The sequence below is a fragment of the Fontibacillus forbon genome (assembly GCF_046559655.1).
Taxonomy (GTDB): Bacteria; Bacillota; Bacilli; order Paenibacillales; family Paenibacillaceae; genus Fontibacillus.
Genome location: NZ_JBKGFV010000002.1, coordinates 150,095 through 175,994, shown reverse-complemented (window position 1 = coordinate 175,994; position 25,900 = coordinate 150,095). Strand labels below are relative to the sequence as shown.

General features: G+C 50.9%; 24 protein-coding genes. 17 read left to right on the top strand and 7 right to left on the bottom strand.

Going from position 1 to position 25,900, the window contains the following annotated elements:
• Positions 1 to 137: 137 nt before the first annotated feature.
• The 3 genes from ACLB09_RS07495 to pduL all read left to right on the top strand — a co-directional run bounded on the left by ACLB09_RS07495 (position 138) and on the right by pduL (position 3,458).
• A complete protein-coding gene (locus ACLB09_RS07495) occupies positions 138 to 1,913 on the top strand; it encodes a 2-oxoacid:acceptor oxidoreductase subunit alpha (protein WP_410769178.1) in 1,776 nt (591 codons plus the stop codon).
• Complete coding sequence (locus tag ACLB09_RS07490; RefSeq protein ID WP_410769177.1) at positions 1,900 to 2,766, top strand: 2-oxoacid:ferredoxin oxidoreductase subunit beta; 867 nt, start codon at positions 1,900 to 1,902, stop codon at positions 2,764 to 2,766. Before ACLB09_RS07495 ends, ACLB09_RS07490 begins: the two co-directional genes overlap by 14 nt.
• A gap of 119 nt (positions 2,767 to 2,885) precedes the next feature.
• A complete protein-coding gene (gene pduL / locus ACLB09_RS07485) occupies positions 2,886 to 3,458 on the top strand; it encodes a phosphate propanoyltransferase (protein ID WP_410769176.1) in 573 nt (190 codons plus the stop codon).
• Positions 3,459 to 3,738: 280 nt separating this feature from the next.
• On the opposite strand, the gene spoVAD is transcribed toward pduL, so the two are convergent.
• Genes spoVAD through ACLB09_RS07470 form a run of 3 tightly spaced genes read right to left on the bottom strand, consistent with a single transcriptional unit; the run spans position 3,739 to position 6,117 of the window.
• On the bottom strand, positions 3,739 to 4,749 hold the full coding sequence (spoVAD, locus tag ACLB09_RS07480; protein ID WP_410769175.1) for a stage V sporulation protein AD: 1,011 nt from the start codon (positions 4,747 to 4,749) through the stop codon (positions 3,739 to 3,741).
• A gap of 3 nt (positions 4,750 to 4,752) precedes the next feature.
• Positions 4,753 to 5,241, bottom strand: a complete 489-nt coding sequence (spoVAC, locus tag ACLB09_RS07475; protein ID WP_410769174.1) for a stage V sporulation protein AC — start codon at positions 5,239 to 5,241, stop codon at positions 4,753 to 4,755.
• 15 nt (positions 5,242 to 5,256) lie between these two features.
• The gene (locus ACLB09_RS07470; protein ID WP_410769173.1) at positions 5,257 to 6,117 is read right to left on the bottom strand and encodes a DUF421 domain-containing protein; all 861 of its coding nucleotides are present in this window, start codon (positions 6,115 to 6,117) and stop codon (positions 5,257 to 5,259) included.
• Positions 6,118 to 6,284: 167 nt separating this feature from the next.
• Between ACLB09_RS07470 and ACLB09_RS07465 the strand changes: the two genes are divergently transcribed.
• The 10 genes from ACLB09_RS07465 (at position 6,285) to ACLB09_RS07420 (ending at position 17,118) form a co-directional block, all read left to right on the top strand.
• Positions 6,285 to 6,491: a DUF1657 domain-containing protein gene (locus ACLB09_RS07465; RefSeq protein ID WP_114499211.1), complete on the top strand. Its 207-nt coding sequence runs from the start codon at positions 6,285 to 6,287 to the stop codon at positions 6,489 to 6,491.
• Positions 6,492 to 6,681: 190 nt separating this feature from the next.
• Entirely contained in the window at positions 6,682 to 8,247 is a 1,566-nt protein-coding gene (gene miaB, locus ACLB09_RS07460) for a tRNA (N6-isopentenyl adenosine(37)-C2)-methylthiotransferase MiaB (RefSeq protein ID WP_410769172.1), read from the top strand.
• 29 nt (positions 8,248 to 8,276) lie between these two features.
• Positions 8,277 to 8,738, top strand: a complete 462-nt coding sequence (locus ACLB09_RS07455) for a YlbF/YmcA family competence regulator (protein WP_410769171.1) — start codon at positions 8,277 to 8,279, stop codon at positions 8,736 to 8,738.
• Positions 8,739 to 8,882: 144 nt separating this feature from the next.
• Positions 8,883 to 9,284, top strand: coding sequence for a PaaI family thioesterase (locus ACLB09_RS07450; RefSeq protein ID WP_410769170.1), 402 nt, complete (start codon positions 8,883 to 8,885; stop codon positions 9,282 to 9,284).
• 107 nt (positions 9,285 to 9,391) lie between these two features.
• Positions 9,392 to 10,171, top strand: coding sequence for an NUDIX domain-containing protein (locus tag ACLB09_RS07445; protein ID WP_410769169.1), 780 nt, complete (start codon positions 9,392 to 9,394; stop codon positions 10,169 to 10,171).
• Positions 10,172 to 10,232: 61 nt separating this feature from the next.
• A complete protein-coding gene (locus tag ACLB09_RS07440) occupies positions 10,233 to 11,687 on the top strand; it encodes a nicotinate phosphoribosyltransferase (RefSeq protein WP_410769168.1) in 1,455 nt (484 codons plus the stop codon).
• 298 nt (positions 11,688 to 11,985) lie between these two features.
• Positions 11,986 to 12,993, top strand: a complete 1,008-nt coding sequence (locus ACLB09_RS07435; RefSeq protein ID WP_410769167.1) for a 2-oxoacid:acceptor oxidoreductase family protein — start codon at positions 11,986 to 11,988, stop codon at positions 12,991 to 12,993.
• Positions 12,994 to 13,019: 26 nt separating this feature from the next.
• Positions 13,020 to 15,326: a thiamine pyrophosphate-dependent enzyme gene (locus ACLB09_RS07430; RefSeq protein WP_410769166.1), complete on the top strand. Its 2,307-nt coding sequence runs from the start codon at positions 13,020 to 13,022 to the stop codon at positions 15,324 to 15,326.
• 77 nt (positions 15,327 to 15,403) lie between these two features.
• Positions 15,404 to 16,396: an acrylyl-CoA reductase family protein gene (locus tag ACLB09_RS07425; RefSeq protein WP_410769165.1), complete on the top strand. Its 993-nt coding sequence runs from the start codon at positions 15,404 to 15,406 to the stop codon at positions 16,394 to 16,396.
• A gap of 185 nt (positions 16,397 to 16,581) precedes the next feature.
• Positions 16,582 to 17,118 (top strand): hypothetical protein, encoded by a 537-nt coding sequence (locus ACLB09_RS07420; RefSeq protein WP_410769164.1) that lies wholly within the window; start codon positions 16,582 to 16,584, stop codon positions 17,116 to 17,118.
• Between the two features lie 95 nt (positions 17,119 to 17,213).
• Here ACLB09_RS07420 and ACLB09_RS07415 read toward each other — a convergent pair whose 3' ends face one another.
• Positions 17,214 to 17,726, bottom strand: coding sequence for a MogA/MoaB family molybdenum cofactor biosynthesis protein (locus tag ACLB09_RS07415; RefSeq protein ID WP_410769163.1), 513 nt, complete (start codon positions 17,724 to 17,726; stop codon positions 17,214 to 17,216).
• 196 nt (positions 17,727 to 17,922) lie between these two features.
• Here ACLB09_RS07415 and ACLB09_RS07410 point away from each other — a divergent pair, with 196 nt between their 5' ends.
• From ACLB09_RS07410 to ACLB09_RS07400, 3 genes are all read left to right on the top strand, one after another.
• Positions 17,923 to 18,972 (top strand): CobW family GTP-binding protein, encoded by a 1,050-nt coding sequence (locus tag ACLB09_RS07410; protein ID WP_410769162.1) that lies wholly within the window; start codon positions 17,923 to 17,925, stop codon positions 18,970 to 18,972.
• A 209-nt stretch (positions 18,973 to 19,181) separates the two neighbouring features.
• Entirely contained in the window at positions 19,182 to 19,517 is a 336-nt protein-coding gene (locus ACLB09_RS07405; protein ID WP_410769161.1) for a four-helix bundle copper-binding protein, read from the top strand.
• 203 nt (positions 19,518 to 19,720) lie between these two features.
• Positions 19,721 to 20,608, top strand: coding sequence for a protease complex subunit PrcB family protein (locus ACLB09_RS07400; RefSeq protein ID WP_410769160.1), 888 nt, complete (start codon positions 19,721 to 19,723; stop codon positions 20,606 to 20,608).
• A 90-nt stretch (positions 20,609 to 20,698) separates the two neighbouring features.
• Here the strand turns inward: ACLB09_RS07400 and ACLB09_RS07395 are convergent, their stop codons facing one another.
• The 3 genes from ACLB09_RS07395 to ACLB09_RS07385 form a co-directional block, all read right to left on the bottom strand.
• Positions 20,699 to 21,061, bottom strand: a complete 363-nt coding sequence (locus ACLB09_RS07395; RefSeq protein ID WP_410769159.1) for a RidA family protein — start codon at positions 21,059 to 21,061, stop codon at positions 20,699 to 20,701.
• Positions 21,062 to 21,206: 145 nt separating this feature from the next.
• Complete coding sequence (locus ACLB09_RS07390) at positions 21,207 to 23,273, bottom strand: ABC transporter ATP-binding protein (protein ID WP_410769158.1); 2,067 nt, start codon at positions 23,271 to 23,273, stop codon at positions 21,207 to 21,209.
• A gap of 1 nt (position 23,274) precedes the next feature.
• Positions 23,275 to 25,032, bottom strand: coding sequence for an ABC transporter ATP-binding protein (locus ACLB09_RS07385; protein WP_410769157.1), 1,758 nt, complete (start codon positions 25,030 to 25,032; stop codon positions 23,275 to 23,277).
• 532 nt (positions 25,033 to 25,564) lie between these two features.
• Here ACLB09_RS07385 and ACLB09_RS07380 point away from each other — a divergent pair.
• The gene (locus ACLB09_RS07380; protein ID WP_114498216.1) at positions 25,565 to 25,861 is read left to right on the top strand and encodes a HesB/YadR/YfhF family protein; all 297 of its coding nucleotides are present in this window, start codon (positions 25,565 to 25,567) and stop codon (positions 25,859 to 25,861) included.
• The last annotated feature ends 39 nt before the right edge of the window (positions 25,862 to 25,900 follow it).

Genomic DNA, 25,900 nt, shown 5'->3' with positions numbered 1-25,900 from the left:
GACATAAAATTGACATGACTCTGAAACAGAATGTTCACAAATGTCAGGGGTTTATATACGATTCCTCACAGGTTTACATTCTGTCAGCACTAATATCATCTAAATTCTAGTGCGATACCATAAAGGGGTGGGCGATCTTGATTAGTCAATTGTCTTGGAAGATCGGTGGACAGCAAGGTGAAGGCGTTGAAAGTACGGATCGGATTTTTTCGACGGCTTTGAACCGACTGGGTTACTATTTATACGGCTATCGGCATTTTTCTTCACGTATTAAAGGCGGCCATACGAACAATAAAATCCGGATCAGCACCAAGCCGATTCGCGCGATTTCCGACGACTTGGACATATTAGTCGCTTTTGACCAGGAGACTATCGATTTGAACGCACATGAACTGCTTAGCAGCGGAGTCATTGTGGCAGACGCCAAATTCAATCCGGTCGTACCCGAAGGCGTGGACGCGAAGTTGTTCGCCGTTCCAATTACTAGCATTGCTGAGGAGCTTGGCACCTCGTTAATGAAAAATATGGTCGCTTCCGGCGCTTCCTGGGCGCTCTTGGGATTGCCGCTGGAAGTATTCAATAAAGCGGTCGAAGAAGAATTCGGGCGCAAAGGTCCGGCGATCGTGGAAAAAAACATTGAAGCGGTCAAAAGAGGTGCGGATTACGTGCTTGAGCTCGCTGGCGGTCCGCTGGAGAACTTCAAGCTGGAACCGGCCGACGGAAAGCAGAAGCTGTTCATGATCGGCAATGATGCCATCGGACTCGGGTCCGTAGCTGCCGGTTGCCGGATCATGAGTGCCTATCCGATTACGCCGGCTTCGGAAATTATGGAATATCTGATTAAAAAGCTGCCGAAGTTCGGCGGCACCGTGGTGCAAACGGAAGATGAAATCGCGGCGATTACGATGGCCATCGGCGCCAGCTATGCCGGAGTAAGAACCATGACCGCATCGGCGGGACCGGGTCTCTCGCTCATGATGGAAGCGATCGGATTGGCGGGGATGACCGAGATACCGGTCGTTATCGTGGATACCCAGCGCGGCGGTCCAAGTACGGGACTTCCGACCAAGCAGGAGCAGAGCGATATCAGCGCGTTGATATACGGGACGCACGGGGAAATCCCTAAGATTGTGCTCGCTCCGAGCTCGATCGAAGAGTGCTTCTACGATACCGTTCAAGCCTTCAATCTTGCTGAGAAGTATCAAGTGCCGGTCATTCTGGCGACCGACCTTCAGCTGTCGCTGGGCAAGCAGTCTTGCGAGGTGCTGGATTTCGATAAAATCCAGATCGACCGGGGCTATATGGTCAAGGATATTCCGGACCGCGAAGATTCGAGCATGTTTAACCGCTATGCGTTCACCGAAAACGGAATTTCGCCGCGGGTGCTTCCGGGCGAGAAGAACGGCATTCACCATGTGACCGGCGTGGAGCATGATGAGTCGGGACGTCCTTCGGAGAGCCCGGTGAACCGCAAGAAAATGATGGATAAGCGATTCCGCAAGCTGGCAAAGCTGGAGGTGGAGAATCCGATCCATCTGCACGCCCCTCACGCCGATCCGGATCTTCTGATCGTGGGCATGGGTTCCACGGGCGGTACGATCGATCAGGCCCGTCTTCGCTTAAACGGCGAAGGAATTACTTCGAACCATATGACGGTCCGCCTGCTGCATCCGTTCCCGGTCGATGAAGTAAAGGAGCAAATGGAGAAAGCAAAGAAGATCGTCGTACTGGAGAACAATGCAACCGGCCAATTGGCTAACTTGATTAAAATGAATGTCGGACATCACGATAAGATCGTGAATGTCCTCAAATATGACGGAAATCCGTTCCTGCCTTCGGAAGTGTTCGAAAGATGCAAAAATGCAGCCGGCAACAAAGCACAGGAGGAGTTGGTGAAGAATGGCAACCTTTAAAGAGTTCCGTAATAACATCAAACCAAACTGGTGTCCGGGATGCGGCGATTTCTCCATCCAGGCGGCTATCCAGCGCGCAGCAGCTGCTGTAGGGCTTGAGCCGGAAAATCTGGCTGTCATTTCCGGGATCGGCTGCTCCGGCCGGATCTCCGGTTACATTAATGCATATGGACTGCACGGAATTCACGGACGCGCGCTTCCGATCGCGCAAGGCGTCAAGCTGGCCAACCGCGATTTGACGGTCATCGCCTCCGGCGGCGACGGCGACGGCTTTGCCATCGGGATGGGCCATACGGTTCATGCGATCCGCAGGAACATCAATATCACTTACATCGTCATGGACAATCAGATTTACGGCCTGACGAAAGGGCAAACTTCACCGCGCAGCGGCGAGGGGTTCAAGACGAAGAGTACTCCGGAAGGTTCGGTAGAATCGACGCTGTCTCCGTTGGAAATTGCGCTTGCTTCCGGAGCCACCTTCGTAGCCCAATCGTTCTCCAGCGACCTGAAGCAATTGACTTCCCTGATTGAACAGGGCATTCAACATGAAGGCTTCTCGTTGATCAATGTGTTCAGCCCGTGCGTAACCTTTAACAAGGTCAACACGTACGACTGGTTCAAGGAAAACATCATTAATCTGGAGACCGTACCGGATTATGATCCAAGCAACCGGGCGATGGCGATGTCCAAACTGATGGAAACGGGCAGCATGATTACCGGCCTGATTTATCAGAACAAAGAGAAGAAGAGTTATGAGAATATGGTGCACGGGTTCAAGCAAGAGCCGCTTGCTCATCAATCGTTGGCTCTGCAAAAAAACGAGTTTGACAATCTTGTTGCAGAATTCGTATAACCCTTCAAAAGGTGTCCACAATAAGTGGACATCTTTTTCTTTTTGTTTGAATTAGGTGTATAATGGGTAACGATGTGAATCGTCATCGATATAGAGATTATACGAGGAGTGTTTCAAAAATGAGCAAAATTGTACCCGTCGGCGTATCGGCACGTCATATTCACCTGACACAAGAACATATCGAAGCTTTGTTTGGCCAAGGTTACCAACTGACCGAATTCAAGCCATTGTCCCAGCCAGGACAATTCGCGGCAAACGAAACGGTAGCCGTGATCGGACCGAAAGGCCAATTCGACAAAGTCCGTATTTTGGGACCTGCACGCCCTGCTTCACAACTGGAGATTTCCCGTACGGATTCCTTCGCGATCGGCGTTAAAGCTCCGGTTCGCGAATCCGGCAAGATTGATGGAACTCCGGGAATCAAAGTGAAGGGTCCGGCTGGCGAAGTTGAGCTTGAACAAGGCGTTATCGTAGCTGCACGTCACATTCATTTCCATACATCCGATGCCGAAAAATGGGGCATTGCGGACAAGCAATTGCTGAAAGTTCGCCTTGGCGGCGAACGCGGTCTGGTGCTTGAGAATGTAATCGCCCGCGTTTCCGATTCTTTCGCGCTGGATATGCATATCGATACAGACGAAGCAAACGCAGCAGGCGCTAATAACGGCGACACTGCAGAAATCGTGGATTAATTTACTTTAACAAAAGGACCTCGCTTCGGCGAGGTCCTTTTTGTTATCTTGATTGGATTTGTCCATCCAGAGAACCGCTCGCTCACTTCCCGATGGATCTTGATTGGACATATCCATTCAAATCGTGAGTTCTTGACGGATTAGCTTACCATTGAGCGATGTTCTTTGGGAAAATACAGTGAAGGAATTGAAAGAAATCAGCTTTTAGTGCTCCATTAGAAGTTCAATGGGTGCCAGGTTGGTGAAGAAGTGAGATGCAACCTCAAAGGTATTCCCGCCTTTACACTCCGCTCTCAATCGAGACAGCGTGCGCAATACATGGGATGCTTTCTCCCTGCTGAAAAGATAGGGGGGAGAGCAGCGCCCCTGTAGCGACGACGAGGATTCGCTTCAGTTCGCCCTTTTGGACCTTTTTCAGCAAATGGCCGTAGGTGACGACCGCAGAGCAGGCGCAGCCGCTCGCTCCCGCCTGAACTTTTTGTTTCTCATAATCGTAAATCATCATGCCGCAATCCTTGTACGTGGTTTCCCGTATCGGGATACCGTGCCTTTCCAGCAGTTCATTCGCAATTTCATAGCCGACCTTCGACAAATCGCCCGTTACGATCAGATCATAATGGGACGGTTTGATTTGCAGGTCGCGGAGATGGGCTTCAATGGTATCCACGGCGGCCGGCGCCATGGCCGCTCCCATATTGAAGGGATCGGTGATGCCCATATCGATTACGCGACCGATCGTTGCGGAAGTAATCGCGGGACCGTTGCCTTCCAGGGAAACGACCGATGAACCCGAACCGGTAACGGTAAACTGGGCGGTCGGCGGTTTTTGCGAACCATATTCCGTCGGATAACGGAATTGTTTCTCCACGCTCGCGTTATGGCTGCAAGTTCCCGCCAATGCATACTTGGCTCCTCCGGAATTCACGATATAAGATGCTAACGCCAAACTCTCCATGGAGGTTGAGCAGGCTCCAAACAGGCCGAGATAAGGGATGCTGAGGGTTCTTGCGGCAAAACTGCTGCTGATGATTTGGTTCATCAGATCACCGCCGAAAAAGAACTGAATTTGCTCCTTGGTCAATCCGGCATTCTCGATCGCAAGAGAGGCGGATTCCTCTAAAAGCACTTTTTCCGCCTTCTCCCAGCTGTCTTGGCCCAGGTACAGGTCGGCGTGGATGATATCGAAATCGTCGGCTAGCGGACCCTGTCCTTCAAAAGGGCCGACGACGGTTGCGGTGCTCACGATCTTAGGCTTGTTTTCAAAAATCCAGCTTTGGTGACCTTTTAGCATGGGTTAATGACCTCCTCCCGCAAATCCCGGAACAAATATAGCGTAGATGATGCCAATAATAAAAGCAGCGACCGTTCCGAACACGATCACGGACCCCGCGAGTTGGAACATCCCTGCTCCAACGCCAAGAACCAGTCCCTCGCTCCGGTGTTCTATTGCCGAAGAAGCCACGGAATTGGCGAATCCCGTGACCGGAACCGCCGTTCCAGCTCCGGCCCACTGGGCGATTTTATCGTAAACGCCGAAGCTGGTCAGAATGACGGACACAATGACCAGCACGGCGACGGTGGGGTTGCCCGCTTCCTTGTCGCTAAATCCGCCATAAGCCATAAATGCTTGACGGATGCATTCTCCAATCAGGCAAATGAGCCCTCCGACCAGGAAAGCGCGGAGACAGTTGACGAAGACCGGCCGCTTTGGTTCGATGTCGGAAGCGAGCCGCTGATACTGTTGCTGAGTTGGGGTCAATTTTTTGTTCTTTTGCTTGGACATGCGCCTGCTCCTCCTTTATCGGGCCAACAAGGGTTTGACTTCATCTATAACTTTCAAGAGCTTCTCGGAACAAGTACCGTACATTTGCTTGGCGGAGGCTTCATCGGTCGAGAGGGCGAACATTTCCAGATCGGCTTCGCATTTTTTTAACTGGGCCAGCAAGGAGGCCTTTTCCTGCGGCTGAGGAACCTGGATTTGGTCGTCATACAAATCGACATAAAATTGGCCGTATCCGTCAACCTGGGCAAGGTTTACATTGTCGAGGGACACGCCAACCTTCTCCAGTTCGGTATGCAGCCAACGCCTGCTCAAGCCCATGGTAGCCAGAGGCTCATCCATGATTTTGCCGTCAATGATGACGGTCTGCGGTTCGGGCGCCGGGGCGATTTTGATGCCGAGGTCCGACGGGGTAAGCGGCTGGTACTCTTTTTTCAGCAAGGCATTGATTTGACCGTCCGGCTCGATGACCGCGAATTCGACTTGTGCGGCCTGAAATATGCTTTTCTTCCGCAATTGCTCTAACAACTCGTCATTCGTGATCTTTTCTTTCTTCAAATTCTCTTCCATGATTTTTCCGTCTTTAATCAAAACGGTCGATTTGCTGTCGATCAAGTCCCGGGCTATTTTGCTCTTGATTTGCAGATATTCGATGCCTAGCGACACCAGGAACCAGACCGCCATCGAGACGATCCCCAAATACCAGTGCGTATCTACATCGACGGACAGATAGGCCGTAATGCTCCCGATCGTAATGCCGGTGATATATTCAAAAAAGGACAACTGGGATATTTGTCTTTTGCCCAGCATGCGCGTCAGAAGAAACAGAATCACCGCGGACACCAGCGTCCGCACAATGACTTCCAACCATATCGGCATAATCTTGCTCCTTTCGGTCGCGAAAAGTGAATTATTCCAATTATGCGCAAGTGTCGTTTTTTTATCTAAAACAAAATCTGGTACCCGTGCATCCGTATAAACGGCAGGGCGGAAGGTTACCTTATGTCTCGATCGTTATGCATATTTGGACAAAGGTGGTGAACAAGATGACAGTAGCAGCACAAGTGAAGACTACGCTGGCCTCGCTGAAGAGTGCGCAAGCCAATCTGGAGCAGTTCGCTTTGAACACGCAAAACCAGGAAGCGAAAAACCTGTTCACGGGCGCGGCGGAGCAAACGCAGCAAATCGTCACGCAAGTGGAAAGCCGGGTTAAGCAGCTGGAAAATGAAGAGCCGCAATATAAAGGATTTTAATTTCGAGCAAAAGAAATCAGGCCCGTTCCTTGAACGGGTCTTTTTCGTGATCACAAATGGTGGAAATGCCAATCATCTGGATATCAAATGTGAATCATGTTATAATTTGGTGTAATGCATTTTTAAGCATGGATTGAAATTTTAATAAAAATGAAGATAGATAGATTGTTAAAAGGAGTGAGCCGACATCATGGCTAAGGAAAGTAAGGATTACTCCAAGTATTTTGACTTCTCGGACGCAAAAGTCATTTCGGAGGATGAGCGGGGAAAGAAAATCAGAATCCGCGGACGGGAGATCCAGATTCTATCGGAACCGAATCATCGAATTGAAAAGCAGCGCGGCAAAGAAGATATTCAAGTGCTGTACGACAATGCGATTCCCGAGGAAATGAAGGCGATCGGGAAAGGCAGGCACTATATTGTCTATACTTTCGGATGCCAGATGAATGAGCATGATACGGAGACGATTAAAGGTCTTCTGGAGCAAATGGGCTATCGCCCCACCGAAGATCGCAAAGAAGCGGACATTATTCTGCTGAACACCTGTGCGGTCCGGGAGAATGCCGAGGATAAGGTGTTCGGCGAACTTGGGCACTTGAAAGGGCTCAAAACGGAAAAGCCGGATCTTCTGCTCGGCGTTTGCGGTTGCATGTCCCAGGAAGAGGGCGTTGTTAACCGGATCTTGCAGAAACACGGGTTCGTCGATCTTATTTTCGGAACCCACAACATTCACCGCCTTCCATATCTGATTCAGGAAGCGATGTTCAGCAAGGAAATGGTCGTCGAGGTGTGGTCCAAAGAAGGCGACATTATCGAAAACCTGCCCAAGAAACGTGAAGGAATGCGGGGATGGGTCAACATTATGTACGGCTGCGACAAGTTTTGCACGTACTGCATCGTGCCGTTTACCCGCGGCAAGGAACGCAGCCGCCGTCCGGAAGATGTTATCGCCGAGGTCAGGGAATTGGCACGTCAAGGTTTTAAAGAGATTACGCTGCTCGGTCAAAATGTGAATGCCTATGGCAAGGACTTTACCGATATACAATACAGTTTCGCGAATTTAATGGATGATATCCGTAAAATCGATATTCCTCGGGTGCGCTTTACGACATCCCATCCGCGCGACTTTGACGATCATCTGATCGAAGTGCTTGCGAAGGGCGGCAATCTGGTGGAGCATATTCATTTGCCGGTTCAGTCCGGCAGCAGCGAAGTGCTGAAGAAGATGAGCCGGAAATATTCGCGTGAACAATATCTGGAACTTGTGCGGAAGATTAAAGCCGCTATTCCTGGTGTGGTACTAACAACGGATATTATTGTCGGATTCCCGGGCGAGACGGAAGAGCATTTCCAGGAGACGCTTTCTCTGATGCGTGAAGTACGCTATGACTCGGCCTATACTTTTGTTTATTCACCACGTGAAGGAACCCCGGCAGCGGTGATGGAAGACAATATTCCGATGGAAGTCAAGAAGGAACGACTGCAGCGGTTGAATGAAGTCGTGAACGAAAACAGCCGATTAAGCAACGACACCATGCAGGGCAAGATCGTAGAGGTGCTGGTAGAGGGCGAAAGCAAAAACAACGCCACCGTGCTTGCCGGCAGAACGCGCAGCAATAAATTGGTACATTTCGAAGGCGGCAGCGACCTGATCGGTCAGTTCGTCCACGTGGAAATAACGGATCCGATGACATGGTACATTAAGGGGAACATCGTTCCCGAAGCAGTTTCTATGGTCGAAAGGTGTCCGATATAGTAGTACGAAGCAAAGGGGGGGGGAAGACCTTGGGAGAACAACATCAACACCAGGATCATACGGACTGCGGGGTTCCGAAATTCAATTCCCGTGATTTGGTGATTCGTGATGATATTATGTCGAAAGCAAAAGAACTGGCAACCCTGATCGGAACAAGCGAAGAGGTACGCCAGTTTCAGAAAGCCGAACAACTTATCCAGCATCATGAACGCGTGCAGGCTTTGATCAGCACGATCAAGAAGAAGCAGAAAGAAATCGTAGCGTTCGAAAGCTTCCAGAACAAGGCGATGGTGGAAAAAATCGAACGGGAAATAGAGGAACTGCAGGACGAGCTGGACGGAATTCCGCTGGTCACCGAGTTCCAGCAAAGTCAAAGCGATATCAATTATTTGCTGCAGCTCGTAATTTCGGTCATTCGTGATACGGTTTCCGAAAAAGTGAACGTAGAGGCCGGCAGCGAGCCGGCGGCGACTTCCGGCTACGGGGAGTAATCGGATGAAGTCGGTGCGGAAGTTTTCTTCCGCACCTTTTTCTTCTTAGTGTGAGTGAATCGGAGCCATGACATAAAAGGGTTACGGGCATGGTCATAATACGCCTTATCAAGGTTTAATAAAGTCATCAGGAGGTAACGATTCATGGATTGGAATGAAGTCATGCGTAAGGAAGAGCGGTCGTTTTGGGGAATGCTCGGAATGAAGCTGATTTCCGCCGAGCGGGATCATGTGGAGATCGGAGTAACGGCCGGAGATCACCATTTGAATTCCATGGGCATCGTACATGGCGGCGTGCTGTCATCGATGATGGATCAGGCGATGGGGACGCTGGTGGCTGTCGTAAAAGAAGGCGGCTTTGGCGTGACGACCCACTTGAACGTGAATTTTTTAAGCCCGATGCGCAAAGGTGAACTGGTAGCAACGGCGTTTGTGCTGCATGAAACCCGGCGAACCATGACGCTGCGGGCGGAAGTGAAGAATCAAGAAGGCGTGCTCGGCTGTATCGCTACGGCAACTTTTCGCTTGCCGCGGGAGCAGGGATGAAACGTCTGTCTGGAATATAAAGACTTGAATTATTAATGTGATGAATTATCTGGAACGCCCGTGCCGGTCAGGCACTGCGTTATCAAATGACTGATGTGGTGATCGCAATGAGCAATGAGGAACAGCACGCTTACCGAGAAGATGAAGTAAAAAAATACCGGACACCGGACGGCATTCCGGCTGATATAGTCATGTTTACGCTGACGAGGCAGGAGCGTAAAGCTTCCACCAAGTCACTGCCGCGCTTTGATCTCAAGGTAATGCTGATTCGCCGCAGAAGTTGGCCTTTTGCCGGCGCATGGGCGCTTCCGGGCGGTTTTTCGCAAGAGGACGAGTCGCTGTTTGAGACGGCACGCCGGGAATTGAAGGAGGAGACCGGAGTCGACGGTCATCATCTGGAGTATTTAGGGGTATATAGCAAACCTGGACGGGACCCTCGCGGCTGGATTATCTCGCACGCTTTTTTTGCGTTAGTGGAGGAATGGGTGCTGGAGAAGCGCCAATCCGCAGACGATGCGCAGGAAGTGGGCCTGTTCACGGTGAGGGAAGCGCTGGAAGAGTTAGACCTGGCGTTCGACCATCGTGAAATTCTTGAGGATGCATACCGGAGAATACAGCAGCAAATGCTGCAAACGACGATTGCCAAGCAGTTTTTGCCGCCTCATTTCACGCTGGGTGAGCTATACCAGGTGATTCAGACGGTGGTTCCGGATTTTGCCGAACTGAATTTCATCCGCAAAATTACATCAACGCGAAGCCGCCAAGGTATATTGGAAGAAGTACGCGACGAGAATGACAAACCGATGCTGTCGAATCAATATTCGCAGCGTCCGGCACAGCTGTACCGGTTTACGGATTTTACGCCACAGCTGTCGATCTATACCTAGATACATACAAGAGACTGCTGCCCTTTCTGTCATCCAGGACAGCCAGAGAGGATGAGACACCATGCTAAGTGAACATTTGGCGCTGCATACGGATAAATATCAAATCAATATGATTTATGCGCACTGGATTAACGGAACCCATAACCGCAAAGCCGTGTTTGAAGCTTATTTCCGCAAGCTTCCCTTTGGCAACGGTTATGCCGTTTTTGCGGGGCTTGAACGGATCGTCCAATATATCTCCAACCTGCGCTTTACCGATAAGGATCTGGCGTATTTAGCGCAGCAAGAGGAAAGCTACAAGCCTGAGTTTTTGGAACTCTTGCGAGACTTTCAATTCCGCGGAAATCTTTTTTCGTTAAAAGAAGGGGATCTCTGTTTCCCTAATGAGCCTCTCATCCGGGTAGAAGGCTCCATTATGGAAACGCAGCTCGTTGAAACCGCACTGCTTAATTTTATGAATTTTCAAACATTGATCGCCACAAAAGCCTCCCGCATCAAACGCGTTGCAGAGAACGATGTGCTGCTGGAATTCGGTTCCCGCAGGGCTCAAGAGGCCGATGCGGCGGTTTGGGGCGCAAGGGCGGCTTACATATCCGGCTTCGACGCGACATCCAACCTGCTCGCGGGCGAGACCTTCGGCATTCCGACGAAAGGCACGCATGCCCACTCCTGGGTGCAGATTTTTGATTCCGAACAGGAGGCATTCGAGCTCTATGCCAAAGCGTTGCCGGACTATGTCTCCCTTTTGGTGGATACTTTCGATACGCTGGAGAGCGGAGTTCCGCATGCGATTCATACCGCCAAACTGCTTGAAGCTGAAGGAAAGCGGCTGGGCAGTATCCGGCTGGACAGCGGGGACCTTGCGTATTTGTCCGTCCAGGCGCGGAAAATGCTGGATGATGCGGGACTGCCTTACGTGAAGATTGTAGCTTCAAACGATCTGGACGAGAACACGATTTTCAATCTGAAGGCTCAAGGAGCCAAAATCGATGTTTGGGGCGTCGGCACCCAACTGATTACGGCGGCGGACCAGCCAGCACTGGGCGGGGTGTACAAGCTCGTGGAACGCGAACGGAACGGAGTCATGGAGCCGACGATCAAAATTTCCGGAAACCCCGAAAAGGTAACCTCCCCGGGCAAGAAGGATGTACTTCGCATCGTAAGTAAAGAGAACGGCAAGGCGATTGCCGATTATATCTGTTTGCCCCATGAAGAGCAGGCGAGGTCAGGCGGCAAACTCCGGCTGTTTGATCCGGTTCATCCCTATATCAAGAAATCGGTCAAGGACTATGAAGCCGTTTCGATGCTGCAGCCGATCTTTACTGAAGGCGAACTGGTTTACGAACTTCCGCAACTGGAAGAAATCCGCAGTCATCACCGCGACCAGTTGAACATGTTCTGGCCCGAGTATTTGCGCAAGCTGAATCCGGAAATCTACCGGGTTAACCTGAGCCAGGAAGCCTGGGAACTAAAGCAGCGAATGATCGAAGAACATATGAGTCAACTGGAAGAATAGAGAGAAGCCCCGAATGTCTTATTAAAGACTTTCGGGGCTTTTTGGCGATGCAAAAATTATTTCTCGGGAAAGCGCAGGAATCGAGTTTTTTCAAACCTTCCCAAGCTTTTTTTCGACATTCGGGTTTGAATATGACAACCCCCGCACAATTGTTACTCCGAGATTGTCCATATGACATTTGTTACATTCGTCACACTGTTTCTATGATAAACATTAATCAAGGCACTATTTTGTGTGACATTTTTTACTCATTTTACGTCGTTATGATTTCGCAGTGGCGAAGAAGGGAGTCAAACGCGTGGTACAATTACCCAAACTGAACGAACTGGGCTTTTTTGAAATCCGCTTGGAATCCATTGGGGGATTAGGAGCCAATCTTGCCGGGAAAATGCTTGCCGAAGCCGGTGTGGAAGGAGCGGGCCTGAATGGCGTCAGCTTCTCATCTTATGGCTCGGAGAAAAAGGGTTCACCTGTAAAAGCCCATATCCGTTTTTGTGATATGGAGACTTCCATCCGTGATACTTCTCCGGTGGAGCGGCCGCATATTGTTAGTATATTCCAAGAGGCGCTGGCGAAGACGGTCAATGTAATCAGTGGAATTTACGAGGATAGCACCGTGCTCGTAAACTCGCGTAAAACGCCTGAACAATTAAAAGAAAAGATGAAGCTGATCGGCGGGACGATCGCCGTCATCGATGCAACCGGTATCGCACTGGATGAGAAAAATCGCGTTAATATGGCGATGCTGGGAGCGATGTTCCGGTTATGTCCGTTTTTGGATCCCGAAACGATGAAGGGCGTTATCCGTAAATCGTTGGAGAAAAAATATCCTCAGACGGTAGCACCCGCCTTAGCGACATTTGAACGCGGATATCAGGAAGTGGTCATTCAGACGTTTGCCTTGCCGGAGGGGGCAGCTATGCCTGCTTTTGTCCGTGCGGACACGCCTGTCTTGGGCTATGAAACGCAGCCGATCGGGGGACTGATTACGAACCCGGGCAACAGCATGCTCAAGGATCTCAGCATCTCCCGTTCCGGGATGATGCCTCATTTTAAGGAAGAATCATGCATTCATTGCGCCCAGTGCGACAATGTTTGTCCGGATAACTGTTTTGTATGGGAGGAATTGCCGGATAAGAAAGGCCGTCCGCAAATGTTCCTGAAAGGCATCGACTACCAATATTGCAAGGGCTGCCTGAAATGTATTCATGCCTGTCCTACGGACGCGCTGTCCGGGGAACGGGAAGACGACGGTTATGCCGAGCAGCATCGGATTCCTCACTTATTCGATTTGGCGGTCCATTAATATTTTTGGGAAGGGCGGTTACCTAAATGGCAATCAATATGGAAAAAGAACGCAAAACGGCCAAAGTGGAACAACGCGTCGTTTTCGAGTCGGGTAATGAGATGGCGGCCTATGCCGCCCATCAGATCAACTATCATATCATGGGATACTTTCCGATCTCTCCGTCTACGGAGGTAGCGCAATTTCTGGATCTCATGAAAGCGAACGGGCAACACGATATCAAGCTGATTCCCTCGGACGGCGAGCATAGTTCAGCCGGGATTTGCTTTGGGGCTTCCACCGGAGGCGGTCGCGTATTTAACGCAACAAGTGCCAACGGGTATATGTACATGCTGGAACAAATGCCTGTACAATCAGGCACTCGTTTTCCGATGGTGATGAACCTCGTTTGCCGTTCGGTCTCCGGACCGCTCGACATTCACGGCGATCACTCGGATTTGTATTTTGCGCTCAACACAGGTTGGCCGATCCTGATGTGCCGTGATCCTCAAGCCGTTTACGACATGAACATCATGGCGATCAAGCTGGCGGAAGATCCTGAAGTTCGACTGCCGGTGCTAGTAGCTTCGGACGGTTATTTCACGTCCCATCAAAAACGCCGCGTCAGCACATTCGCCAACAACGAAGACGTGACCAAATTCGTCGGTGAACATCCGCCGGCCGGTTTCCTGCATACGCTGGACCGGAACAATCCGATTACGGTCGGACCTTACATGAACGAACCGGATTATATCAACAACTGCTATCAGCAATCGCAGGCCATGTACAATGCGGAGGCCGTATTTGAACGGATCGCAAGCGAATATGCCGATTTGACCGGACGCGAGTATCCGTTGCTGGATCTGTACCGCATGGAAGACGCGGAAGTCGCCGTGTTCCTGATGAACTCCGCTTCGGAAATCATCAAGGATGTCGTTGACGATTTGCGCCGCCAAGGCATCAAGGCGGGATCAATCGCGCCAAACATGATTCGTCCGTTCCCGCAAAAACAAATCGCCGAGGCACTGAAGAACGTCAAAGCGATTACCATCGGTGACCGCGGCGATTCCTACGGCGCCCACGGCGGCAATATGAGCAACGAAATCAAAGCCGCCTTGTTCACGCATGGAAACCATACGACGAAGGTAGTCAGCCGGGTGTACGGCCTCGGCGGCAAGGAGTTTTATGCCGAGGACGGTCATCATCTGTTCTCGCTGGCCATTGAAGCGGCCAAGCAGGACCGGGTGGAAGTGGCGTTCGACTATTACGGGCATACGCCGGGCGACAAGGAGAAAGCACCGAAACGCGTGCTGAATCCGCTCCGTTTTGAAGACTTGAAAACCGGGCTGATTACGGTGACCCGGAACGAAGAAACCGGCAAGCTGGGCGTCCGGATTCCTCCGCTTCGCGCTTTGACCAAAAAGCCGAAACGGATTGCACCGGGCCATGGCGCTTGTCCGGGCTGCGGTATTTTTTCCGGGCTGGAGCTGTTCTTTAAAGGCATTGAAGGCGACATCGTCGCGCTGTTCCATACCGGCTGCGCCATGGTGACCACGACGGGTTATCCTTACTCGTCCCATAAAGCGACTTACATCCACAACCTGTTCCAAAACGGAGCAGCCACGCTGTCCGGTTTGGTGGAAATGTTCTGGGAACGCAAACGGAGAGGCGAGTTCGACGAGCTCGGACTGAAAGACGATTTCACCTTCGTCATGGTGACCGGGGACGGCGGCATGGATATCGGGATGGGTCCGGCCATTGGCGCAGCTTTGCGGAATCATAAAATGATTATCGTGGAATACGATAACGAGGGTTATATGAACACGGGCGCACAGCTGTCCTACTCGACGCCGCTGGGTCACCGGACTTCGACATCCAATCTAGGCTCGGCGCAGCAGGGCAAAGTGTTCCATCATAAGGATACCGCACAAATTATGGCGGCAACCAATATTCCTTACGTATTTACCGGTAGCGAAGCATATCCTCAGGATCTGGTGAAAAAAGCGGCGAAAGCTCAATGGTACGCACAGAACGAGGGACTCGTTTATGGTAAAATATTGATAGCCTGTCCGCTGAACTGGATCAGCAAAGACGATGAGGGAACGAATATCGTGGATGCGGCCGTTAATTCCTGCTTCTTTCCGCTTTATGAAGTGGAGCATGGACAAACGAGCATCACCTACAATCCGGAAGAGAAGACTAAGCGCGTTCCGTTGACCGATTGGCTGAAAACAATGGGGAAAACACGCCATTTGCTCAAGCCGGAGAATGAAGCTGCGCTTAAGGCATTCGAGCAGGAAGTGGAGCGTCGCTGGCAAATTCTGCTGGTGAAGCACGAGCATCCATTCTTGTAAGTTAACACGATATAGATAGTCCAGTTTCATAGTAGTCGCGGCAGACGTCATGCTCATTTTCTAAGGAGGAAGGCATCATGGAGCAGTTTCGGGCTTTTCGCGTGCATAAAGATGAATCAGGATTCCGTTCGGGAGTCGAACCAATTACCGTGAATGAATTGCCGGAAGGGAACGTGACGATTTCCGTTCATTATTCCAGCGTGAATTACAAGGACGGGTTAGCTTCGATTCCGGACGGAAAAATCGTAAGACAATACCCTTTCATCCCCGGCATTGATTTGGCCGGAGAGGTAACGGATTCCCGGGATGAGCGGTTCCAACCGGGCGATCTGGTGCTCTGCACCGGGTACGGACTCGGCGTAAGCCACGAGGGAGGCTTCGCCGAGTTCGCCAGAGTCCCTGGGGACTGGCTGGTACCACTTCCCGCGGGGTTGACGCCGCTGGAAGCTATGGCTATCGGAACGGCCGGATTTACTGCGGCATTGTCGGTAGAGCGGCTGCTGGCCAACGGGGTTACCCCGGCTAGCGGGCCGGTGCTGGTAGCCGGTGCTACCGGCGGCGTCGGCAGCATGGCCGTTTCCATGCTGGGCAAGCTTGGCTTTGAAGTGGCGGCGGTAACGGGCAAGGCCGCCATGGCAGACAAGCTGCTGGCTCTTGGAGCGGCCCGGGTGCTTAGCCGAGAGGAAGCCGCCTCCGGTGCCAAAGGTGCGCTCGGCAAGGAAATATGGGCCGCCGTGGTCGATCCGGTCGGCGGAGCCGTTACGGGCGATTTGCTGAAGAGCGTGAAATACGGCGGTTCGCTTGCCTTGTCCGGCATGGCTGCTGGCGGCAATTACGACGCTACCGTATATCCGTTTATTTTGCGGGGCGTCAATCTGCTAGGGATTGATTCCGTTCTCTGCCCGATGCCGTTGCGGCTGAAGCTGTGGGAGCGTTTGGCTGGGGAGTGGAAGCCGGAGACCGCATTAAGACATTGGGTAACGGTATTCGAACTCGACCGGCTGCCTGAAGCTTTGAGCACGGTGCTGGAAGGGAAGGCCGTGGGCCGTCAGGTTATTTCATTGCGTTAATCAAATAATGAAGCAAGAAAGGCCTATGCCGCGACTATTCGGTATAGGCCTTTTTATGTCACTACTACACGGTTTACATCCATACTGAAGCTTTACCAGGAATTCATGGTATAAATTGGGTATGAAAGAGGCATTCTAACACCATCGAAGCATGCGAAGCGAGCCTTGAAAAGGAAGGGATAGCTATGAGATGGTGGTTGATGGGGGTTAGTGCTTTGCTGGTTTTGTCACTCGCTGCGGGATGCAGTGAGGGCGGACAGCGGATGGCCCGGGACGAATTGGACAAGTACAATATGAAAAGTTATGCGAAGGGAAACGAGCGCCAACTGCTTAGCGGAACTACGCTCAACACTGCGCTTCTCCAGGCTTTGAAGGCGGAATGTTCCAAGCGCAGCATCCGGCTCACGCATGAAACATACGCGGAAGGGCTGGATGGCAATATCAGCTACAGTTATTTTATCAATGGCGATGCCCGCCATTTTCTACTTGTTCATGTTTACCCTAACGAGAACGACCGGATCCGGGAGATCGGGGAAATGTATGGGGTCAAAGATGGATCGACGACGGCTGCGGCAGCAAGCGAAACGTCCGTCATTTCCGAAAAAGGCAATACGGCGCTCGTGTATGCTTCAAGCGGGATTCAGAAGAGCAAGTACAGTAAGGACATTAAAGCGGTTTTTGACAAGGTACTGGACCAGATGAACGATCAAGCTAATCCTTGATAAAAATGAACCCCTCCTATGCAGAATCCATTTCATTCTGCGTGGAGGGGTTTCTTGTTGGGTTCAATTTTCTGTTTAGCGTTGCGACAACTGATTTATTTCTTGTAGATTTCCCGCATCACGTGCCGCAGCTCCGGCAGGATGATTTTTTCCATAGCCAGCTTAACCGCTCCTTTGGAGCCGGGCATCGAGAACACGGCCATATTGCCTATCGTACCGGCGATCGCCCGGCTTAATATTGCGGCAGGGCCGATATCCTCGGTGTAGCTTAAATAACGGAATATTTCGCCGAAGCCCGGCAATTCCTTATTGAGCAAACTGCGCACCGCTTCATAAGTCGTATCGCGCGGTGCAATCCCCGTACCCCCGGTAAGCAGCACGGCCTCGACCGAACGGCTGGATACCGCTTCGCGCAGGAGTTGGCGGATTCCGTCGTATTCATCTTTGACGATCTCATATCTAACCACTTTGTAGCCATGTTCAGTCAGAAGTTGCTGCATCAGCTGGCCGCTTAAATCGTTTTCCGCCGTACGGGTATCCGACACGGTAACGATCATGCAGGCCACCTCCTGCGGGGCTTCATTCCGGTGTTCATCAACGGATCTCATCTTCGCTCATATCCTTTCTGCATGTAGGATGATGTATTTATACTTTACCACATTCCGTGGATATCGATCATAAAGGCTTTTAGCGGAAAATGACGAACGTGACGGAGGAGCCATACTCCTGAAAGTTGCGTGATTCATCGCCTTGGTGTAAACTCGCTTTCATGGGAAGAGAGTTAAACGACGGAGGAAGGTAATTATGGAGAGAGAACAAGGAACCACGCCTATATATATTTTGTCCGGATTTTTAGGAAGCGGAAAGACCACTTTGCTGCAACACCTAATATCTTTTTGGAAAGATCTCGGTCTGCGGCCTGCGGTCATCATGAACGAATTGGGAGAAATCAACCTGGACGGACAGCTTGTCGGCGAAGAGGTCCCTATGGCCGAAATGCTTGGCGGTTGCATCTGCTGTACGATCAAGGGCGATTTGAGCGTGCAGCTATATGAGCTGGTTAAGCAAGAACAGCCGGATCTGGTAGTCATTGAAGCGACAGGAGCCGCCAATCCGATGGAGATTTTCGATGCGGTAACCGAATCGTCGCTCTACTTGAAATTGGATATCCGGCCGATGATTACGGTCGTGGATGCCGCTCATTTGGCAGAGCTGTATGCGTCGCAGCAAGGGAAGACCTATCGTCTGATGCTGGAGCAAATCCGCTGCGGTTCCGACCTGATCCTGAACAAGATCGACCGGATATCGACTGAAACGCAGCAGGAGATGAGTGATCTTCTGAGCCGGCTGAATCCTTATGCCCGTATTGTCCCGGCTACAAAGTGCGAGGTGGACTTGCCATATTTGCTGGAAAAAAACGAACAACAGGGGGATCGCTCCATTCATACCGATCATGTACCTCATACTGATTCAAAGCATGTGCATGACCATAGCCATGAACATGATCATGGGGAAGCCGGGCTTTCTCATTCGGCAGATACCCACGCGTCTCACTCGCACGCCTCACATGATCATGTGACCGTCTATACTCACTATTTTTCCGGGCCGGTAAACAGTGTGGTATTCGAACAATTTATTAAGGACCTGCCCCGTGAAATTTACAGAGGGAAAGGGATATTGCGGTTTTCCGATACTTCAAGCCGGTTTTTGTTTCAATATGCGTACCGTGAGGCCGATTATCTCAAAATAACACCACAGGGCGATGTTCCGGATGTAGCGGTGTTTATTGGCGAGCATTTCGATCAGACGGCGCTTGCCAAACGGTTGAAAGAGATGGAAGAGGAGCCTGAGTAAGCATAAAGCATGTCATAAGCAAATACGGGAGCAGAGAAAAGCCGGGCCTAAGCAAATCCGGGAGCAGAGAAAAGCCGGGCCTAAGCAAATCCGGAATGCAAGCAGATTAGCTGGGTATCCTTTCCTTTACGTTTCATAGTCTCGTGAACATGGTAATACATAAAGAGCGTGTTTACACTTGCAACTCAACATCGGGAGGTTATTGAACTATGATCCAGGAAAAATACCGTGAATGCATCGATGCGTGTCTCCAATGTATGAATGCATGTAATTACTGCTATGTTTCCAGTCTGAAAGAGTATGAATTGGCCATGCTGAGAGATTGCATCCGGCTGGACCGCGAATGCGCCGACATTTGTGCGTTTACCGCCGAAGCCTTGTCCCGCAATACGCCGTTTGCGAAGGAAATCTGCGAGCTTTGCGTCAAAGCCTGCGAGGCGTGCGCGGAGGAATGTGAAAAGCATGAACATGAGCATTGCAAGGATTGCGCGGCCATGTGCCGCAAGTGCGCGGAAATCTGCCGCAAAATGAACGGAGCGGCCTAAGCTCCGCAAAATCAATAAAGTCCGGATTTTTTTCTCTAAAGAGGAAGAGATTCCGGACTTTTCGTTTATTCCTTGAAAAATCCGGGTATTATACGGTGCATCGCAGCCTGGCGATGTGAATCCATCGGGACAAGGCACCATGAAAGGAAAAAACATGCAACCTTTACGAAACTTACTGCGTCTAGGGGGCAGAGGTGATAATAATGAAAAATTCAAAAATTAAAACAGCGGCCGCTTTGGTCTTGTCGGGTTCTCTGTTGCTGGCTTCATCGGCATCGGCCTTTAACGACGTCCAAGGACAAGACGCGAAAATTACGGAGTCGTTGCAGCAAAAAGGAATTATTCAGGGGATTTCCAAAGACAAGTTTGTTCCCCGCGGTAAATTGACCGGTGCTCAGGGAGTATACATGATCCTCAATGCACTCGGACTGCAAGGTAAGGAAGATATGAAACCGTTCAAAAACGATCATGGTAAAAAACCGTGGTATAACGCGGCACAAAAGGCCGCAGAAGCGCATGGGATCAAGTTGCCTGACAATTTCAAATGGAATGGCGAAATCTCCAAGGAGCAGTTTGCGTACATTTTGGATCAAGCGATCTCCGCAACCGGAAATTATCCGATGATCAAAATGTATATTGAAGTGAAAGATGCGGATAAAGGCAATGTTCTTTATACCGGAAGCATTCAAAGATTGCTGCTCATGAAAATCACGGAGCTGGACGATCAGGGCAAGTTCTACCCGACTGCTAGCATGACGCGGATCGAAGCGGCGCGAATGGTATATAATGCAGCCGAGTACGTGGAGAAATATAAGGAAAATGAAGAGAACGCCCAGCAAAACGTATCGTTCACTATTGAGAAGGTTAACGATCAGATTAACAAGGTCGTTTTGACCCGCTATCAACAGCCGCATCCGGGCTATGGCATCACTGTGGTGAAGGTGGAATTTACGAAAGAGAATAAAGCTGTCGTATATTATGAATTGCTATCTCCGGAAGCAGGTAAATTCTATCCTCAAGTCATAACGGATTCCAAAACGGAAACTTATGTTTCAAGCAACTACACGGTTGAGATTGCGCAACAAAAATAATAATAGGGTCTGGCGCGGAAACCGCTTAACGAAGTCCTTAAGACTTCGTTAAGCGGTTTTTTGCATAAGGATCAAGTTCCCGCGAACTGTTTATGCAGGAGTGGATGTCAAACCCGGATTATAAGCGATCCCTTCGATCATGAGGAAGCAATCGACATCAAAAAATTGTGTAGTCGTTGTCATTCTGGCAGGAAACTGATCCGGTTCAAAATAATCGGAAAACACTTCTTCCATAGCCTGCAGATCTTCGATATGTTTCAAGTGGACCGAAACCTTGACGATCTGATCCAGGGAGGTATCGCATTGCCGGAGGGTTCTTTGCAAATGCGTAAACAGGTCATGAATCTGCTCCTGAAACGTCTCGCCAAAGCCGCGGTGCAGTCCGATAAATACATAATCTCCGGCAGCGACGGCTGAAGAATAACTGAAAGGGGTGGGTATTCTTTTTAACATATCATTGCCTCCAAATAGTTTTGTAATAACTTTCACAATTATAGAACATATGTTCTTTATGCGCAATATGATTTTTGGCATAAAAAAAACCGGCTGGCACAGGGAGGAAGCCCCGTATCCAGCCGGTTTGCCGGTTAATACGATGTTAAATCCGGTTAACCGCCGCTTGCATAGCGGGCCCGGGCGATGCCGGGGCTTCCGCAGTACCTAGCTGCAGGCGGTACATTTGATAATAGCGTCCGCCTTGCGCAAGCAATTCCTCGTGCGTGCCGCGTTCGACGATTTCGCCGCGGTGCAGGACGAGAATCTGATCCGCGCTGCGGATCGTGGACAACCGGTGGGCGATGATGAATGTCGTCCGCCCCCGTTTGAGCACTTCGAGCGCGGATTGGATCAGCGCCTCGGTTTCCGTATCGATGTTGGCGGTAGCCTCATCGAGAATGAGGATCGCCGGATCGAAGGCCAGCGCACGCGCGAACGATATCAACTGGCGTTCGCCTGCGGACAGCGTGCTGCCCTTTTCGACGACCGGCTCATCTAACCCTTTTGGCAGGTGGGAGAGGATGCGCTTCGCTCCGACATCCTCCAGCGCTTTTTCAACGGTTTCGCGGGAGATGCGCTCATCCCCCAGACTGACATTTGAAGCGATCGTGCCGGTGAACAGGTAAGGATCCTGCAGTACAATCCCCATATGCTGGCGGATCCATTGTTTAGGCAAATCTTTTACCGGTTGCCCGTCAATCGTGATGCTGCCTTTTTGCGGGTCATAAAACCGGAACAGCAGGTTGATGATCGAACTTTTGCCTGAACCGGTATGCCCGACGAGCGCCACGGTCTGACCCTGCTTCGCTTCGAATGAGATGTTCTTCAGCACATAATCCCGTTTGTAAGCGAACGATACGTCTTTGAATTCCACATTTCCTTTATAACGAGGCATCGATCCGTCCGTGACGGGTTCTCCCGGCTCATCCATGAGCGTAAATACGCGGCCGGCCGAGACCAGTGATGAATCAAGGGCTGCCAACTGGTTAACCATCCCGGTGATCGGCTGGAACAAACGGCCGAGCACGTCGACGAAGGCGTACAGCACGCCGAGCGAGATGATCCCTGCACCGGTCAATTGCGCGGAACCGAAATACCAGAGGACTACGGCGAACGAAAGACTGCGGATTACGTTAACCAGGTTGTGCGATGTAAATGCGTTCAAATTCAACATTTTGTTTTGATGCTTCATATAATCGTCGTTCAGGTTTTCGAATTCCGCTTTGGTTTGCGCCTCGCGGCGGAAAATCCGGATGATCGACATGCCCTGAATCGATTCATTGATAATGGCGTTGATTTCGCTCAGTCTGGAGCGGATGATCGTGTTGTATTTGGTGGCGAATTTCCGGTAAAGCACCACCCACAGCCAAATGATCGGCACGACGAACAAGCAGATTAACGCAAGCCGGACATCGAGCAGGAACAGGGCGACGAACACGCCGATCATATTGATGATGCCCGAGAAAAAGTTGGCCAGTACGGCGATAAACAGATCCTTCACCGCCTCCGTGTCGTTCGTAACCCGGGAGACGACTTTCCCTGCCGGAAGATTATCGAAGAAGTGAACCGGCAGACGCTGGATATGAGCGTAAACGTCCATCCGCAATTTTTGAATTACTTTATTGGCCGAAGATTGCAGCCAGTAAGTTTTGCCGAATTCCATGACAATCGAAATGGCCAGGAAAACGAAATACCAGCCGACTAATGTCAGAATGCCGGGGATTTCCGGCTTGTAAAAAGCAAACACTTCGGTCGATTTCAACTTTTGGGCCGGATATTCGGTGATCTCTCCGTTATGGGAGAAGGTCAGAGCACCGTCTTTGAAGCTGCGGTCGCCGGAGACATCGGCTACCGCGGAGTTTACGAAAACGAAGGATTTGCCGACTTGTAGAATGCGGGCCTCGGCTCCACGGGCTTCCCCGTCGGCAAACCGGTCGCCGCGTTTAAAATGGCGTCCGTCATAAGCGACGACGGTACTGTCACCGGTTTTCGTCGTTTCGAAGAACGGCTTCTCGATCGCCAGCATATGATCGTCGATCATTGTCCGGGCGAGAAACGGGCCGGCCAGTTCGGCGGCTACGCCGATTGCCAGCATGACTAAAGCAAGAATGAATGTATTTTTCGCCGTCAAGGCGTATTTGAACAGTGCTTTTCCCGTATGGGTGTGCATACTAGGACACCTCCCCGTCAGTCAGGTTGGATTCCACCTGCTGGCGTTCATATTGTTCTCGGTACCAGCCGCCGGACTGCAACAGCGTTTCGTGGGTACCTTGCTCGATGATGCGCCCCTTTTCCAGCACGACGATCCAGTCGGCATGTTCGATCGCCGACAAGCGGTGCGTGGAAATGAGCGTTGTTTTGCCGGAGCGTTTACTTCGGATATTCCCGATAATGCGGGCTTCCGTTCGTGCATCGACCGCGGACAGGGCGTCGTCAAGAATCAGGATGTCCGGATCGGCGATAAACGCTCTTGCCAGCGAGACGCGCTGTTTCTGACCGCCGGACAGGGCAACGCCCTTTTCGCCGACTAGTGTATCCAGCCCGTCGGACAGTGTGCCGAGGTCCTGGTCGAAGGCTGCGGTCCGGATCGCTTCCATGATGACCTCATCCGGCGCATCGGAAAGCCCGAACTGGATGTTTTGCCGGACCGTTTTGGAGAACAGTACCTGTTCTTGAGGCACATAGCCGATCCATCCGTGTAACCGGTTCAGGGCAATCTGCCCGATCGGAACGCCGGAAATCGCCAGTTCGCCGCTTCCGGAAGGATATTCGTGCAGCAATTGTTTCAACAGCGTCGATTTCCCGCTGCCGGTTCTGCCGACGATACCGAGGGTTTCCCCGCGTTTGATCGACAGATCGATGTTTTCCAGGTTATTAATGGTCGAAGTCGGGTACCGGAACGTTACGTCTTTGAAATCGATGCTTTCCGGTTTGGCGATATCCACCGGATGCTGCGGATCCTCGACGTCGGGGCGGACATTCAACGTTTCGTTCACGCGATCCAGCGAGGCACCGCCGCGCTGCATGACGTTGATCAGTTCGCCGATCGCAAACATCGGCCAAATCATCATCCCCAGGTACATGTTGAAAGATACGAGATCGCCCAGGGTCAGTTCATTGTGGAAAACGAGATAAATGCCGTAAGTCAGACCGATCGCATAGCTGAGTCCGACGCAAAGGCGGATGGTCGGTTCAAAGTAGGCATCCACTTTGGCCACGGCCAGATTTTTTTTGTACACATCGTTCGTAATCTCTTCAAACCGTTTTTCGTCATTCCGCTCCTGGACATAGGCGCGGATGACGCGAATGCCGGCTACCGATTCCAACACCTGGTCGTTCATGTCCCCGAAGGCATCCTGGGCAAGCGTATAACGCTCGTGAATGATGCGGCCGTAAATTTTCATCGCCAACGCGATGAAGGGGAGAGGGATGATCGCGGCCAAGGTCAGCTTCCAGCTGATCAGGGTACTCATTGCGATAAAAATGACAGACAGATAAGCGGTAGAATCCGTCAGCGTCAGCATTCCGAATCCGACGGTTGCCGCTACCGAGCGCAGATCGTTCGTCGCGCGAGCCATCAAGTCGCCTGTCCGGCTACGTTCGAAGAACGGGGGCGTCATGCCCAACAAATGGTTCATAAATCGGGTTCGCAGCAGTCGCTCCACCAGATTGGAACCGCCGAACAATTTATGCATCCATATGTACGTAATCAGATAAATAACGGCGAGGACGGCGATGATGAGCAAGATATAAGTGGTCAGCGAATTCCAGGTCACGGTGCCGGCCACGATATCGTCGATAGCGCTGCCGAGCAGCCTTGGCGGTGCAAGTTCCATGATTCCAGCTGCGATCAGCAGGATCAGGCCGATAACATACCGCCTTTCTTCTCTTTTAAAGAACCATCCTAAATTTTTTAGTACGGAAAACATAGCAAGGTTTCCTCCTTTTCTCTACATCCATTTTGTTGTCTTTCTAACCTCTACAGGTGCCGGAAACCGCTTTATACTCCCAATAGGTGATGCAGTTGCCAGGGCGCTTAGTGTTTCAAGCGCCTTCCGAGAGCGTGAAAACAGCAAAAAAGGCATATCGTCCGTAAACGATATGCCTTAATAACTTTAACATATGCCGCGTACGCTACTTGACCTGCGCAAGTAACCGCCGCGAAATGGATAAGCTGCTATTCTCTCATGCCAGTCAGCACGGAAGGGGTCAATACAAAGCACCATTAAAGCCTGCAGGGGTTACTACGATATTCTGTTGTTTGCATTTGCGGTCGCCCTGAGTAAGAGCGGGAATGAAATTAAACATAAACACCGTAACCCCCTTTCTGAATGGTAATTAATTCAAACTTAGATCTCGTATGTTGACGATTTTATCACCGGTTTTGCGAAAGTGTCAATTTATTTTTTGCAATTTATAAGGATTGGGCTAAAATAAAGGAGAGAACAGGAGGGGACGCAGATGATTGAAATTTCCAAAGAAGCCGCACAGTGGTTCAAAAAAGAGCTTGACCTGAAGCAAGGGCAGTCGGTGCGATTATTTGCCCGTTACAGCGCTGGCGGACATATACATCCCGGTTTTTCACTCGGCATTCAGTCAGATCATCCGGTTTCGCCGGGAATTTCCTCCGAAGCGGAGGGAATTACGTTCTTCATGGAGGATCAGGACAAGTGGTACCTGGATGGATACAACCTTAAGGTCGCTTATAACTCCACTGAAGACGATATTGAATATGAATACGAGCCGATAGCTCCGTAATGGCAAAGATGGAATTTTCCTGAAAAGAAAAAAAGGATT